Annotated in this window: 10 protein-coding genes; 3 read left to right on the top strand and 7 right to left on the bottom strand. The window is 54.1% G+C overall.

What is annotated here, in order from left to right; genetic code table 11:
• Nucleotides 1-4 precede the first annotated feature (4 nt).
• Together MWU64_RS12415 and MWU64_RS12410 are read left to right on the top strand one after the other, a co-directional pair.
• Nucleotides 5-919, top strand: a complete 915-nt coding sequence (locus tag MWU64_RS12415; protein ID WP_247064704.1) for a glucosaminidase domain-containing protein — start codon at nucleotides 5-7, stop codon at nucleotides 917-919.
• 33 nt (nucleotides 920-952) lie between these two features.
• Nucleotides 953-1,849 carry an acyltransferase gene (locus MWU64_RS12410; RefSeq protein ID WP_247064703.1) on the top strand — a complete coding sequence of 299 codons (897 nt, stop codon included), beginning with the start codon at nucleotides 953-955 and terminating at the stop codon, nucleotides 1,847-1,849.
• A 28-nt stretch (nucleotides 1,850-1,877) separates the two neighbouring features.
• Here the strand turns inward: MWU64_RS12410 and MWU64_RS12405 are convergent, their stop codons facing one another.
• The 5 genes from MWU64_RS12405 to zapE all read right to left on the bottom strand — a co-directional run bounded on the left by MWU64_RS12405 (nucleotide 1,878) and on the right by zapE (nucleotide 10,855).
• Nucleotides 1,878-4,562, bottom strand: a complete 2,685-nt coding sequence (locus tag MWU64_RS12405; protein WP_247064702.1) for a LuxR C-terminal-related transcriptional regulator — start codon at nucleotides 4,560-4,562, stop codon at nucleotides 1,878-1,880.
• A 266-nt stretch (nucleotides 4,563-4,828) separates the two neighbouring features.
• Nucleotides 4,829-6,190 (bottom strand): DUF1329 domain-containing protein, encoded by a 1,362-nt coding sequence (locus MWU64_RS12400; protein WP_247064701.1) that lies wholly within the window; start codon nucleotides 6,188-6,190, stop codon nucleotides 4,829-4,831.
• Between the two features lie 33 nt (nucleotides 6,191-6,223).
• Nucleotides 6,224-8,065 (bottom strand): DUF1302 domain-containing protein, encoded by a 1,842-nt coding sequence (locus tag MWU64_RS12395; protein WP_247064700.1) that lies wholly within the window; start codon nucleotides 8,063-8,065, stop codon nucleotides 6,224-6,226.
• Nucleotides 8,066-8,535: 470 nt separating this feature from the next.
• Nucleotides 8,536-9,720, bottom strand: coding sequence for a thiolase family protein (locus tag MWU64_RS12390; RefSeq protein WP_247064699.1), 1,185 nt, complete (start codon nucleotides 9,718-9,720; stop codon nucleotides 8,536-8,538).
• 37 nt (nucleotides 9,721-9,757) lie between these two features.
• A complete protein-coding gene (gene zapE, locus MWU64_RS12385; protein ID WP_247064720.1) occupies nucleotides 9,758-10,855 on the bottom strand; it encodes a cell division protein ZapE in 1,098 nt (365 codons plus the stop codon).
• Nucleotides 10,856-11,089: 234 nt separating this feature from the next.
• Between zapE and MWU64_RS12380 the strand changes: the two genes are divergently transcribed.
• A complete protein-coding gene (locus MWU64_RS12380; protein ID WP_247064698.1) occupies nucleotides 11,090-11,524 on the top strand; it encodes a DUF1043 family protein in 435 nt (144 codons plus the stop codon).
• A 206-nt stretch (nucleotides 11,525-11,730) separates the two neighbouring features.
• Here MWU64_RS12380 and MWU64_RS12375 read toward each other — a convergent pair whose 3' ends face one another.
• Both MWU64_RS12375 and hisC read right to left on the bottom strand, forming a co-directional pair.
• Nucleotides 11,731-12,474 (bottom strand): Nif3-like dinuclear metal center hexameric protein, encoded by a 744-nt coding sequence (locus MWU64_RS12375; RefSeq protein ID WP_247064697.1) that lies wholly within the window; start codon nucleotides 12,472-12,474, stop codon nucleotides 11,731-11,733.
• A gap of 221 nt (nucleotides 12,475-12,695) precedes the next feature.
• Entirely contained in the window at nucleotides 12,696-13,757 is a 1,062-nt protein-coding gene (gene hisC, locus MWU64_RS12370; protein WP_247064696.1) for a histidinol-phosphate transaminase, read from the bottom strand.
• Nucleotides 13,758-13,942 lie beyond the last annotated feature (185 nt).

The raw sequence follows: 13,942 nt of genomic DNA, 5'->3' as shown, positions 1-13,942 counted from the left end.
TTTTATGACGGCTGTTTCTCGCGCACTGTTGCTCTGCGTACCACTGATATTGTTTGCCGGCGCGGGCGCGCTTTACACGCCATTTGGTGGTCCGTCAGATGACGAAGGCGATGTCGCCCTTAGCTCTTTGCCCGCCCTTCCTTCCTGGGCCGCTGCGCCGCTTCCGGACTTCTCCACCATTCGTGGCACTGTCGAACGTAAATCCGCGTTCTTTTCCTTTTTGTATCCACGGATTGTTTTGGCCAACAGTCGTATTCTGATCGAGCGCCAGTATCTTGAATCTCTGCGCGGCAATGCCGAGTTTTCTGAAACGGAATTAAAGTGGCTGGCCGATCACGCCGCTCGGCTTCGCATTGACGAAGCAAATGGCAGTGAGGCTCAGCTTGCGCTTTTAGAGAAGCGCATCGGGGTGATACCGCCTTCCCTCATTCTTGCCCAAGCGGCGAACGAATCAGCCTGGGGTACATCCCGCTTTGCGACTCAAGGCAACAATCTGTTTGGGCAGTGGTGCTTTTCGAAAGGTTGTGGGCTAGTGCCGCTTAGCCGAGTACCAGGAGCCAGCCACGAGGTCGCCAAGTTCAGTTCACCTTATGGCTCGATTCGTGCCTATATCACCAACCTAAACCGCCATCCGACTTACCAACGAGTTCGGGACGTGCGCCAACAGGCGCGCCAAAACGGCGATCCGTTGTCGGGAATTGCGATGGCCGGCGGTCTGCTCGGCTATTCGGAGCGCGGTGAAGACTACGTTAAAGAAATCCGGGCGATGATCCGCTATAACAACCTTGGCTTCTACGACAAACAGTTCCAGGCCCTGCTCGCAGACCGCTCTTCGGAGCGTTTGCTGGAACTGGCCACCGCCGCCACTGCCGACGCTCTTTTGCCCGGCAGCCGTGGCACCACCTCACCTGAACACTAACCCTGTAACCTGGACCAACAGAGACGTTGCGATATGCTTAACTTCCTGCCCGCCCCACTCAAAGGGGTTCTGGTATTGCTGCTCATCGTTCTGAATACGGTTATCTTTCTGCCGTTTTTGCTGCTGTTTGCAATCGTTAAACTGATTTTGCCCGTTAATCTGGTTCGAAAGGGCTGCACCATCGTGATCAATGGCATCGCTTGGTATTGGATTGGTTTTAACAACACGTTGATGCGGATTTTCCACAAGGTGGAATGGGATGTCCGCGGCGCCAGGACACTCAGCAAAGAACACTGGTATTTCGTCACCTGCAACCATCAAAGCTGGGCCGACATCACGGCCATTCAATATGTACTGAACAACAAAATTCCGTTACTCAAATTCTTTCTGAAAAAAGAACTGATCTGGGTACCCCTGCTGGGTATTGCCTGGTGGGCTCTGGATTTTCCATTCATGCACCGTCACACCAAGGCGCAACTGGCCAAACGCCCGGAACTGAAAGGTAAGGATATTGAGGCCACCAAAGCAGCGTGCGAAAAATTCCGCTATACCCCGGTGACGATTTTTAACTTTATGGAAGGCACCCGCTTCACGCCCGAAAAACACCAGCGTCAGAACTCGCCTTACAAGAATCTGTTAAAACCCAAAGCCGGTGGCACCGCTTTTGTATTTGGGGCAATGGGCGAAATAATCCACACCATGCTGGATGTGACCATTGTCTATCCCGGCGGCACACCCGGGATCTGGGATTATATGTGCGGTCGGGTAAAGAAAATCATCGTAGACATTCGCACCCGCGAAGTCCCGGAGCAGTTCTTAGGCATGAATTATGAAGCCGACCGGGATAAACGAGTCGAGTTTCAGCGCTGGGTCAGCGGTATTTGGGCCGAGAAAGATGCGCTGATCGATCAGCTGAAGCAGGAAGCTTGATACAGAAACAGCAGAGAGCCGGGGCTTTTTAGAGCAGCCCCAACTCTCTGGCACGCACAATGGCCTGGGTTCTGGATTTCACATCCAGTTTGGAATTGATTCGCCGGGCATGCGTCTTCACGGTATGCAACGAAATATGCAGCTTGTCGGCAATCGCCTGATTTGACAGCCCTTTGGCAATCAACTCCAACACACCCTGTTCGCGATCGCTAATGGGTTCTGCCAGCTGCCCGGCCAATGGCTCGGCCTCACAGCCAAACAACTCGCCCAACGCTTTGGTAAACTCACTTTTCGGCAAGAACGAAAACGCCTTGTCCATCACCGGCGCTAGTTCTTTGGACAGCTCCATAAACGGACTGATGAAGTGCTCTGCCGAAGCTTGAACCACCACCACTTCCAGTTGTTTTCTTGCCGCCTGAATCCCTTTTTCAGACAGCAGCAATGCCGAATTCAACAAGCCGACATGTAGCTGCAAGCCCCATGGAAGCGCATCACCATATTTCTGACGAATGCTTTCCAGGTGTTCTCTGGCCCGCACAAGATCACCCGATGCAATCGCCTCTCGTACCTGCAAGCAATCCATCAACCCTGGCATGGTGGGGAACAATTCGGGCACGCAACCGTCTTGTCGGTAAGGCTCAAGCTTGGCAATTGCCTGTTTGGCGCTGTCGGTTTGCCCGCAAGCGAGCCAACAACTGGCTTTTAGTGCCTCAAGTACTGGCAAGTACAGTGCCTCGTCAACCTGCCAGGCGTGCATGGTGCGCTCCGCCCGGCCAATCCAGACAAATGCCTCGTCCAGCCTGCCCTGGCTGCGACACATCAAAATTCTGAGAGCCATAGCCAGTAACAGGCCTAAATCCCGTGTTTGCTCAGCATGGCGTGTGCAGTGAATCAAGAGGCGGTCAGCGTCTTTCACTCGGCCCTGATGCCACAACACCAACACCAAACTCAGCTGAAGACGGGTTTCGCCAATGCGCGCGGGGCGACTTAATTCCTGCAGTGTGGTGTCCAAGCCGGTGCGCAGCAGATTTTCTGCGTGGCCTAAAGCGCCTTTACTTAGCTCAATCCGCGCATGGGAATACACCGCCAACGCTTCTGAACCAGAATCGCCGGCTTGTCTGGCCAGTTTTGACGCATGGCGGTTCGCTTCCCGCGCTTCCTGAAAACGGCCGGCCGCGCACAGTGCGTTGGAACGTACAATATGGGTGACCAGTTGCGCCTGAGCGGATAAGCCTCCGGTGCCGAGCGCTTTGTCCGCCATGGCCAGCGCGGGTTGAACAAACCCTTCGCCTCTCAGGATAAAGGCTTTCAGAGCGTAGATGCGCGACTCGTGATCTCTCCAACCTTCCGGAGCAAAGCCTTCCAACAGTTGCCGTGCCTGGCGGAATTGCCCGCCAATCGCATGCACCCAGCCGTACACAATCCTTAACCTGGCACTGCGCTCAAGGAGGTGCTCCGGCAAATTCTTGCGGAGCATAAGCAGTGACGCGGTGTCTTGCCCCAGCAAAAGTGCTTCGGTGCCTTCTGATGCAATGCGCACAACTTCGTCGTTGTCGCCGGCCAAGACGGCGTATTTCAGAGCCTCCGGAAATTGCTTCCTCTGGCCAAACCACTGGCTGGCCAACAGCATACGATCCGTTCGGCCCGCGACCGGATGGCTCTGTAAAAAAGACTGCAATAAAGGATTGAGACGGAACCAGCGGCCCCGTCCGGGGACAAGCTTAATCGGCAGTCCGAGTTCGGCGGCTTGGGAAGGCGATAAAACCGACGCATTGTCATGCCCGGCGATTGCGTAAAACAGCTCATCACAGCAGCTATCGAGTTCTGCGACGAGTTTCAGAGACTTGACCTGCATAGCGGTCAGAGGCTGGCAGACAGAATCTTTCAGAAAGCGCTCTACATAAGGGCTTTCCTGAATAGGCCGGCGATCTTCAGCCATTTCCAGCTCCCGGCGATATAACGCCAGCGGCGTTAGCCAGCCTTCCGTCAGGTTGTAGAGATGGTCGATGGAAACGCTGGTGATCTGACTTTCAGCGTTGGCTTTTTGGAAGAACTCAAACGTCTCCGCGCGCGTTAGTTCGAGGCGTTCGGAGCCGATTCGATGGTAATTTCCGTTCAGCTGCAAAGTGTGACTGGCGAACGGTAACGGCAAGCGAGATACCAGTGCAATCGCGAGATTGCCCGGAATGTGCGTTACCAAATAATGAAGCAACCCGATAACCGCGGGGTTGGTTATGTACTGAAGGTTGTCCAGAACCAACACTTCTGACTGTGTGGGAGTTTGGCGCGCCTTGGACACCAGCATCAATGCCAGATGATCCTCAAAGGCGTCGCTGGTTCCCTGCCCCATATCGGGGAGCTTTAACGCCGTGGCCAATACGGAGAGAAAACGTGAAGGCGCGTTGTCGCCAGCGCTCAAGGAGATCCAGCGAGTCGCAGACTGGTCGGTTTCTTCGCCGGGCTGAGCAAGGGCACTCACCAGCGCATGGGTTTTCCCATAGCCACCGGGCGCTTCGATGCTCAGCACATGCCCCGGCACCAAAGCTTCCCGCAGGGCTTGCTCCAGTTCCGGCCGGCGCAATCGGTCAGCGGGTATCGGTGGAAGTTGTAGGCGATGTTCAAGAAGATCACGAACCAATTCGCCATGTTGAACGCTTGTATTGGCAATTTGGAATTCGTCGTTCGCTGCACAGCCGTCGCTTAAAGGTTTCACGCTCTGCCCCATTCAAAACCAGGCCATTCTGCTAGATGCCCGGTACAACTATGATTCGCTTAAGCATTTAAGCGCTGACGCCCAACATGGGGGTCGCCTTTAGTATTAGATAATGGGTAGAGGGTAAACCAAACGGCAGGCCATTAGCAAAAAATGGCCCTTTCCGACATTGCAATATATCTGCGTGATTTACATCACGTTTTGAGCAAAAGTAACAATAAAAAAGGCGAGCCAATGGCTCGCCTTGTCATTACATCAACCTGCGATCAACGCGTGCCTGCTCTGCGCAAAGCAGCCGGCGTGTAATCACGTGAGTGACGCTCCGCACCGAAGGTGTACGGATTGTTCTCTTCGTTGGTCAGACCCAACACCAAATAGCGGCCAGAGAGCAAATCATACAACACTTCGACCGCGTACCACGGCACATCCTTATCGTAGAACTGCATGGTGTGCGCTTCCGCCACACGCCACATTTCGCCACGACCATCGTAATGATCAATAACAGCTGCCTGCCAGGAATCTTCATCAATGTAGAAATCACGCTGGGCATATACGTGACGCTCACCTTCTTTCAAAGTAGCGCGAACGTGCCATACCCGATGCAATTCGTAGCGAGTCAGGTCCTGGTTGATGTGTCCGGCCTTGATGATGTCATCGTAGTCCAGGTCACGGTCAACCAGCTTGTAGGAGTTGTAAGGAATGTACATCTCTTTCTTACCCAACAGCTCCCAGTTGTAACGGTCTGGAGCGCCGTTGAACATATCGAAGTTGTCACTGGTACGCATGCCATCGGCTGCAGTACCCGGACCGTCATAGGCCACCTGAGGCGCTCGACGCACTCGGCGCTGGCCGGCGTTGTATACCCATGCACGACGAGGCTCTTTAACCTGGTCGATGGTTTCGTGTACAAGCAGTACGTTACCAGCCAATCGCGCCGGCCCTGTAATGGCCTGTTTGAAGTAGAACAGAACGTTGTCATCCTGCCCCTTTTTGTAGTCAGATAAAGCCGTATTCCAGGTAATTTCGTCCTGGAATCGTACGATGGAGTAGGCACCACTCGCGGTCGGCGTTGCCTGCCCTACGTTTCGCTGGACCGAACCACCACGATAGCGGGTAATGTGGTTCCAGATGGCTTCAAGGCCATTCTGGGGAATGGGAAACGGCGTGGCGCTTTCGTAATTGCCAAGGCCGTTACCGTCCTGGATAAGCTCTACCTTGGTCGCGTTTTCGACCGTCTTATCCATCACGTCTTTCGGGTAGGCCGACGTACGGTGAGTTTCATAGACCGGAATTGTGTAATCGGCATATTGACGAATCATCGCAACCTGGCCTGGCGAGAGCTTGTCGGCGTATTGATCCACGTTGCTCTGATCAATCACAAATTCAGGCTTCTCATCCGGGAACGGGTTGACGTAAATTCCGTCACCTTTATAACCCGCAGGCGGCGTTGTCATGCCTCCGGTCCAAGCAGGGATAGCACCGCCGTTACCGGCCTTTTCAGCACCCATCGGGGTGAGTGTGTCACCCAATTTGGCCGCTTCGCCGGCAGAAACTGCACCCCAGGCCTGGCCAGCAAACATGCTTGCAGCCAATACACCGGTAGCTAATAGTTTCTTGTTCAGTTTCATTTAAATTACCTCTTTGAACAAAATCTGTCCGGTTCAGAATGAGTAGGAAACGCTCGCGCTTACGAAGTCGCGGTCGGTCAATTCGTTATAGGGCTTGCCACCAAAGTAGTTGGTGTAGCCGATGTTGCCGGTGATCTTGTTTTGGTAAACACCGGTTACCGATAGCCCAAGCGACTTGCTACCTTCATTGAACGCACCACCCGGCTGGGGTGAATAACCTTCTACATCGTGGGTCCAAGCCAACTGTGGCTTCAGGTTTATGCCGGCAATCGCGTTCGGGTATTCCCAAACAAGGCGCGTACGGTAACCCCACGAAAAGTCTGTGGTGAAGCCATCGTTTTCGCAGTAATCGGAGTTTAGATTCAACTGCGGACATGCATCACCTGCCGCCGTGGGTATAGGACCTATCCCAAAGGTACCCGAGCGGCCGTAACGCGCTTCATCATAGCCCGGCAAATCATGAACCCAAGTTGCGGCTGCTTCATTGATAAGCGAAAGCCTGCTTGCCCCCATGATCTGATCGAAGAATTTGATCAGCGTGAACTGGAACTGAGACACGTTAAAGCGATCGTTACCGCTTGCGACGATTCCGCTCGGATCCGATATACCCAACTCCTTTTCCCGCTGCCGCTGCAGCATGCTCGCCGGAGTGCCATCAGGCAGTTCCATCTGCAGACCCGCATAAATCAATTCGAAAGCGTTCCACTGGATGGGAACATCTTCACGGAAGCTGTATTCCGCGCCTAATGACCAGCCCCCCGGCGTTGTAGTATTAATACTCACGCCATACAGTTTGATATTCTCCGGATACTCCATGAAGTATTCAGGGAAGCCACCACCGGCAGGTCCAGGCCCATCGTTCACAATACCGCTGACATACGGCAGGCGGCTATGGTACTGAATAAAGTAAAAACCAAGCTCTGAATCATTCAGCTCAGGCACATACCAGCGAAGCGCTACACCAAACTGGTCTTTTGAATCAGGGCGGTCGTCTGCCTCTCGGGCAATCGCATACCGACCGCCTGGTAATCCGAGAGTATTATACTTATCGAAGATTTCGCTCTGTTCTTCGCTTATGTTGCCGTCCGGCCAGATAGGCCCACAGCCATCCGAGACAAAGTCGATGGTGGAGAAGAAGGTGCCGCAATCGTCAGCTCGCACCGGCTCCCACTCGGTCTGGACGAACGCTTCGACAGTTACGTTTTCAGTAACGCCCGCTGAAACGTAAAGCATTTCAACTGGCAGCAGAGCATCTTTCAGCTCGGAACCCGGCGCACGGAACGCAGGCACGTCGACCGGGTTGATGGTGTTGATGCCACCCTGGATAAAGGTGCTCTCGCCCCAGCTCAACACTTGTTTACCGTAGCGGATGCTTACGGGAACGTTTCCGAAGTACCAATCCGAGAAAATGTAGGCATCAAGAATTTCACCGCCAGAGGCGTTGTCTTTGCCATCGCTGCTCAGCGGCCGATAACGGCGCTCTTCGTCCTTCAATTCAAAGTCGTACCAATAACGGCCACGAAGCAAGCCACCGATTCGGGTCAGGTAATCGTTGTCTACGCTGTAATCCAGGAACAGCTCACTGTTACCTTTAACAATTTTGGATACCACATCGCCTTTGTCGAAGTTGCGGTTGCCATCATCGTAGTTGTTTGTTGATGCTGTGCCACGGCCATCGTGTGGTGCGAGCAGTCGCTTGTCAGCATCTTCGGTACGCCATGCAGCCCCGGCTGACAGCGTGGTGTTGAATTGAACTTGCCCGGCATTCCCCAACGGGTACGAAATAGCAAAAGCCGGGCTGGATACGCCGGCTGCGATGGCGACGGCAAGTGGTAACTTGGTCCAGCGCTGCCAGGGTTGAGTTTTTCTTGTCATTGGAAGGCTACTCCGTTGTTGTTCTGAGTCGCTGCTCGATTATTCTGTTGGTTGGTGTTCGTCGGCCGTGTAGACATTGCCGTGATGCTAGCACTATAGCTAAGGCTTCTCGCGGCTTTGATCAGTCAAAAGTATGATTTTGCTGTCACTCTTGGTTAGCCGTCTTTCTCGCACCTCATCACTATAGTCAAGATTCGGGGATGCAACCACTTTGGGGTGGGTGGTTTTGGGCTTGCTCTTTTGCGGGTTTTGGAGAGGAATTCGGCTGGTAGCTACTAGCAGAAAAGAAGGCAGACACCGTGCAAGCGTACAATACAAAACCTCCCCTCCGGAAACCGCTACAAGCACATCCATGTGCGCTTCTCTTCGGCCATCCCTGGCCTACGACATTTCCGGAGGGGAGGTTTTATATTGTGCTCCCAAACTTTTTTAGGGAAGTCCGGGAGCACCTATTCGGCACTAAGTGCCGGTTACATCATTTCGATAGCCATCGCTGTGGCTTCACCGCCGCCGATGCACAGGGCCGCTACACCTTTCTTTTTGCCGTAACGCTGCAGGGCGTACATCAAGGTGACCAGCAGGCGTGAACCTGTGGAACCGACCGGGTGGCCTTGGGCGCATGCGCCGCCGTGGACGTTTACTTTTTCAGGATCCAGGCCCAGTTCTTTGATAGGCATCATGGCGACCATGGCGAAGGCTTCGTTGATTTCGAACAAGTCAACGTCGTCTTTGGTCCAGCCGGTTTTGGCGAAGAGCTTTTCGATCGCACCTACGGGTGCGCAGGTGAACTCTGCCGGTAACTGGGACTGGGTGGTGTGGCCGACGATGCGGGCCAGTGGTTTGAGGCCGCGTTTTTCGGCTTCGGATTCGCGCATCAGGACCAGCGCGGAGGCGCCATCGGAGATTGATGAGGCGTTGGCGGCGGTTACGGTGCCGTCTTTTGCGAAGGCCGGGCGCAGGCTTGGGATTTTTTCGATGTTGGCGTTGTGGGGCTGTTCGTCGTCTTCAACAACCACTTCGCCTTTACGGGTTTTGACGGTCACCGGGATGATTTCGTCTTTGAGTACGCCGTCTTCGATGGCTTTTTTCGCGCGGTTCAGGGAGTTGATGGCGTATTCGTCCATCTCTTCGCGGGTGTAGCCTTTTTGGTCGGCAACTTCTTGCGCGAAGGAGCCCATCAGGCGGCCGGTTTCGGCGTCTTCAAGACCGTCCAGGAACATGTGGTCTTGCGGGGCAGGCCCCGGGCCCATACGGTAGCCTTGGCGGGCACCTTGCAGGATGTGAGGGGCGTTGGACATGCTTTCCATGCCGCCGGCAACCATGATGTCGTTGGTGCCTGCTTTGATCAGGTCGTGGGCGAACATGGTGGCTTTCATGCCGGAGCCGCACAGTTTGTTGATGGTGGTTGCGCCTGTGCTATCTGGCAATCCTGCCTTACGCATTGCTTGGCGGGCCGGGCCTTGCTTCAGGCCGGCGGGCAGTACGTTGCCCATGATGACTTCTTGCACGTCAGCAGGCTGAAGGCCCGCACGCTTGACGGCTTCGGCGATGGAGATGGCGCCGAGTTCAGGGGCGGTGATCGGGGCTAGGCTGCCCATGAATCCGCCCATGGGTGTACGTACACCGCTGACGATAACGACGTTGTCTTGGCTCATGTTGTGACCTCTCTGGTTTCGTTCTTTCTAGTTTTGTTTAAGGCTTGTGCGGTGCTTCCAGATATTCCTGGGATTGCATTTCCAGCAAGCGGGATTCGGTACGTTCAAACTCGAAGCTCAGGCTGCCACCGGAGTAGAGTTCGGTGATGGGTGCTTCGGCGGAGATGATGAGTTTTACGTTGCGATCGTAGAATTCGTCGATCATGTTGATGAAGCGGCGAGCCTGGTCGTCTTTTTCTACGCCCATGACCGGCACGTTGGAGACGATGATGGCATGGAACTGGCGGGCCATTTCGATGTAATCGTTTTGGCTGCGCGGGCCGTCGCACACGTCCAGGAAATCAAACCAGACGACGTCGTCGGCGTGGGCTTGGGCCGGGATTTTTCGGCCGTTTATTTCCATCGATTTACTGTGTTTGCCAGCTTCAACAGCCAACGCGTCGAAGCTTTCACGCAAGCTCGCATTGGCACCTTCGTCCAGCGGGTGATAATACAGTTTGGCTTGTTCGAGTGTGCGCAATCGGTAATCGACACCGCCGTCTACGTTGACGACGTCGGTGTGTTGTTTAACGAGTTCGATGGCGGGCAGGAAGCGAGCTCGTTGCAGGCCGTCTTTATAGAGCCCGTCGGGTACGATGTTCGATGTACAAACCAGGGTAACGCCGCGGCTGAACAATTCTTCCATCAGGGTTGCCAGGATCATGGCATCGCCGATGTCCGATACGAAGAATTCGTCAAAGCAGATAACCCGGGTTTCGCCGGCGAAGGTTTTGGCTACTTTTTCTAGCGGGTTTTTTTCGCCTTTGAGCTTTCTTAACTCAGCGTGAACGCGCTGCATGAAGCGGTGGAAGTGCACACGCATTTTGCGCTCGAAGGGCAGAGCTTCGAAGAAGGTGTCCATCAGGTAGGTTTTTCCGCGCCCTACCCCACCCCAGAAGTACAGGCCTTTTACCGGCGTTTCTTTGCCTTTTTTCAGCTTGCGGCGTAATTTTTTAAGTCCTTTGCTACGCTCGCTTTCAGCTTCCACCAGTTTGTCGTACAGTGCTTGTAAGCGTCGAACGGCGTCTTCCTGCGCCGGGTCCTTGTGAAAATCCGGGCGCTCTAGATCCTTTTGGTAGCGTTGCCAAGGAGTCAGGTTCGCAACAGTTTCGGTGGACACGGCTTCTGTCATCAGGGTTTTCCTGCCATCTGGGTGGATTTCTGGGCGCGGTATTGTCGCTCATTTCGCGCTTTTTGGCCACGCCAAGTAGGCTGTGGGGCAATACGACGATTGGCGCAGTGTTTCGGCATGTGCGCTGGTGCTTTGGAGGGGTATACTCTTTTTATAGGTTTTCGCTCTCTCGCATGTACTGACTAGGACGATTGTTATATGACGAACCTGATTCTTGCGGCAGTAGTCGCGCTGGTGGTAGGTATTATCATTGGGGTTCTTTTTGGGCGCTCTGGCCAGGGTGCTTCTTTGCGTCAGCGGAGGGCTGAGCAGAAGATTGATGAGCTTCGGGGTGAGTTTACGCGCTATCAGGCTCAGGTGAATGAGCATTTTCTGGAATCGGCTCAGTTGTTGGAGCGGTTTAATCGTGCCTATCGCGATGTGAATGATCATATGGCGCGTGGGGCGAATCGTTTGTGTAATGATGAGGAGTGGCCGGAGTCGCTGGGGCACAATGTGTCTGGGCGTATCGAGCACTCGGATTCTGATTCTTCTGAGCCGCCGAGGGATTATGCGCCTAAGGCTGATCCTAAAGAGAAGGGTACGCTTTCTGAAGACTTTGGGTTGCCTAAGGGTGAGAAGCGGCCTGCTTGATATTAGTTTTACGGAGTAGGCTTATCTAAGCTCACAGTTAGATCAGGATGGGGCGGCTTTTCAAAAACCGCTCCTTCGGCCCGTCCATGTGACGCTTCTGCTCCGCCATCCATGGCTGCGCACATTTTTGAAAAGCCGCCCCACCCTGATCTTGCAAACTTGTGAGTGTCCCGCTCCTACCCCATTTCTGCAGTAATTCCGTTCAATTATGCCGGATTATCACAGTCGATGAACTGGTGCTCTATTCCAAATTCTTTCGCTAGCGCTTCACCCAATGCTTTCGCGCCATAACGTTCTGTGGCGTGGTGGCCGGCGGCGTAGTAGTGGATGCCGGATTCTCGGGCGGTGTGGGTGGTGGGTTCGGAGATTTCTCCGCTGATGTAGGCATCCACACCAAGCTCCAGTGCTTTGGTGATGAACCCTTGAGCTCCGCCGGTGCACCAGGCGACGGTTTTTATCAGGTCTGCGCCCTCGCCTACGTGGAGTGGCTGTCGGTTCAGCACGCTTCCAATGTGCTGGGTAAAGGCTTCTGGCGTCATGGGCTCGAACAGTTCGCCTTGCCAGACCAGACCGCCTACCGGGCGTGGGTTTTGGATGCCCAGTACGTTGGCCAATTGGCGGTTGTTGCCGTAGTCGGGGTGGTCGTCTAATGGCAGGTGGTAGGCAACGAGGTTAATGTCGTTTTCCAGTAGCTGTTTGATGCGGCGCTTTTTCATTCCGCGGATGGCTTGGTCTTCGCCTTTCCAGAAGTAGCCGTGGTGGACGAGGATCATGTCGGCGTTTTGTTTTACGGCGGCGTCGATAAGGGCTTGGGAGGCGGTTACGCCGGAGACGATTGTTTGGATTTCGTCTTTGCCTTCAACTTGCAGGCCGTTTGGGGCGTAGTCTTGGAAGTTTTCGGGCTGGAGCCATTCGTTTATTTTCGCCAAAATCTCGTTGCGGGTTGCCATGCTGTCTACCCCTTTCCTTCAGACTTTTGAGATTGGATCAGCGCTTTGACTTGGGGTGTCGGGATGGGGCTGGGCGGGCTTTCCAAAAACCGCTCCTTCGGCACGTCCATGTGACGCTTCTGCTCCGCCATCCATGGCTCCGCACATTTTTGGAAAGCCCGCCCAGCCCCAACCTTTAAACTTGGGTGCGCGCTGATTTGTCGATCATATTTCTCGCGCGTTTAGAGAAAGTCCAAAGCTTTGATCAACGCGTTGTTTTGGTCGCTGGTGCCAATAGTGATTCGCAGGAATTCACTGATTCTCGGTTTATTGAAGTGGCGGACAATAATGCCCTGCTCTCTGAGCTCCGCAGCAACATCGGCACCTTTGTGTTCAGGGTGACGGGCAAACACGAAGTTGGCTTTTGAGGGCAGCACTTCGAAGCCGAGATTTTCCAATCCTTTGGTGACTTTTTCACGTTCTCGAATAACGCCGTTGCAGGAGTCTTCGAACCATTGGCGGTCTTCGAATGCAGCCACGGCACCCGCCAGCGCCAAGCGATCCAGCGGGTAGGAGTTGAAGCTGTCTTTGACTCGGTTCAATCCTTCAATGAGCTCTGCATTGGCGACGGCGAATCCGACTCGCAAACCCGCCAGCGAACGCGCTTTTGACAACGTTTGGCACACCACCAGGTTCGGGTATTGGTTAACCAAGCGAATCGCGGTTTCACCACCGAAATCGATGTAGGCTTCGTCCACTACCACAACACTATCCAGATTCGCTTCTACAATGGCCTGCACATGCTGCAAGCCCATGTAGCGTCCGGTGGGGGCGTTGGGGTTCGGGAAGATAACGCCGCCGTTGTCTCGTTTGTAGTCGTCCGGGTTTATTTCAAAGTTTTCGGTCAACGGGATGATGTTGCTTTCAACTTTGTACAGCCCGCAGTACACGGGATAGAAGCTGTAGGTGATGTCCGGAAACAGGATGGGTTTGTCTTGTTTCAGCAGGCCTTGGAAGATGTGGGCCAGCACTTCGTCGGAGCCGTTGCCAACGAAGACTTGGTTTTCTTCTATGCCGAAATCGGTGTAATACGAAGCGATCGCCTCTTTCAGAGCGTGGCCTGTGGGATCTGGGTACAGGCGAAGGTTGTCGTTTAGCTCTGATTTAATGGCCGAGATCACCTTCGGGGATGGCCCGAAAGGGTTTTCGTTGGTGTTCAGCTTTATCAAATTGGCCATTTTAGGCTGCTCACCTGGCACATATGGCTGTAACTCGCTGACTAGTGAGCTCCAGTATTTACTCATGATTCACGCACTCCGAGTTGGTGCAATAATAAGAATTCAATGATGACGCTGATGCAGGGCGGCAGTGCACAAGGTTTGGATGAGTGTGGCAAGAAGGCCTTTCCAAAAATGTGCGGAGCCATGGATGGCGGAGCAGAAGCGTCACATGGACGTGCCGAAGGAGCGGTTTTTGGAAAGGCCTTCTT

This window comes from Marinobacter sp. S0848L (genome assembly GCF_023016065.1).
Classification (GTDB): domain Bacteria; phylum Pseudomonadota; class Gammaproteobacteria; order Pseudomonadales; family Oleiphilaceae; genus Marinobacter.
Note: the sequence above shows the minus strand (reverse complement) of the source record. Positions and strands in the feature narration are given on the sequence as shown.

Excerpts from the sequence above, each read along its gene's own strand:
- MWU64_RS12415 (WP_247064704.1), top strand. The coding sequence starts at position 5 with ATGACGGCTGTTTCTCGCGCACTGTTGCTCTGCGTACCACTGATATTG.
- MWU64_RS12410 (WP_247064703.1), top strand. The coding sequence starts at position 953 with ATGCTTAACTTCCTGCCCGCCCCACTCAAAGGGGTTCTGGTATTGCTG.
- MWU64_RS12400 (WP_247064701.1), bottom strand. The coding sequence starts at position 6,190 with ATGAAACTGAACAAGAAACTATTAGCTACCGGTGTATTGGCTGCAAGC.
- MWU64_RS12395 (WP_247064700.1), bottom strand. The coding sequence starts at position 8,065 with ATGACAAGAAAAACTCAACCCTGGCAGCGCTGGACCAAGTTACCACTT.
- MWU64_RS12390 (WP_247064699.1), bottom strand. The coding sequence starts at position 9,720 with ATGAGCCAAGACAACGTCGTTATCGTCAGCGGTGTACGTACACCCATG.
- MWU64_RS12380 (WP_247064698.1), top strand. The coding sequence starts at position 11,090 with ATGACGAACCTGATTCTTGCGGCAGTAGTCGCGCTGGTGGTAGGTATT.
- MWU64_RS12375 (WP_247064697.1), bottom strand. The coding sequence starts at position 12,474 with ATGGCAACCCGCAACGAGATTTTGGCGAAAATAAACGAATGGCTCCAG.
- hisC (WP_247064696.1), bottom strand. The coding sequence starts at position 13,757 with ATGAGTAAATACTGGAGCTCACTAGTCAGCGAGTTACAGCCATATGTG.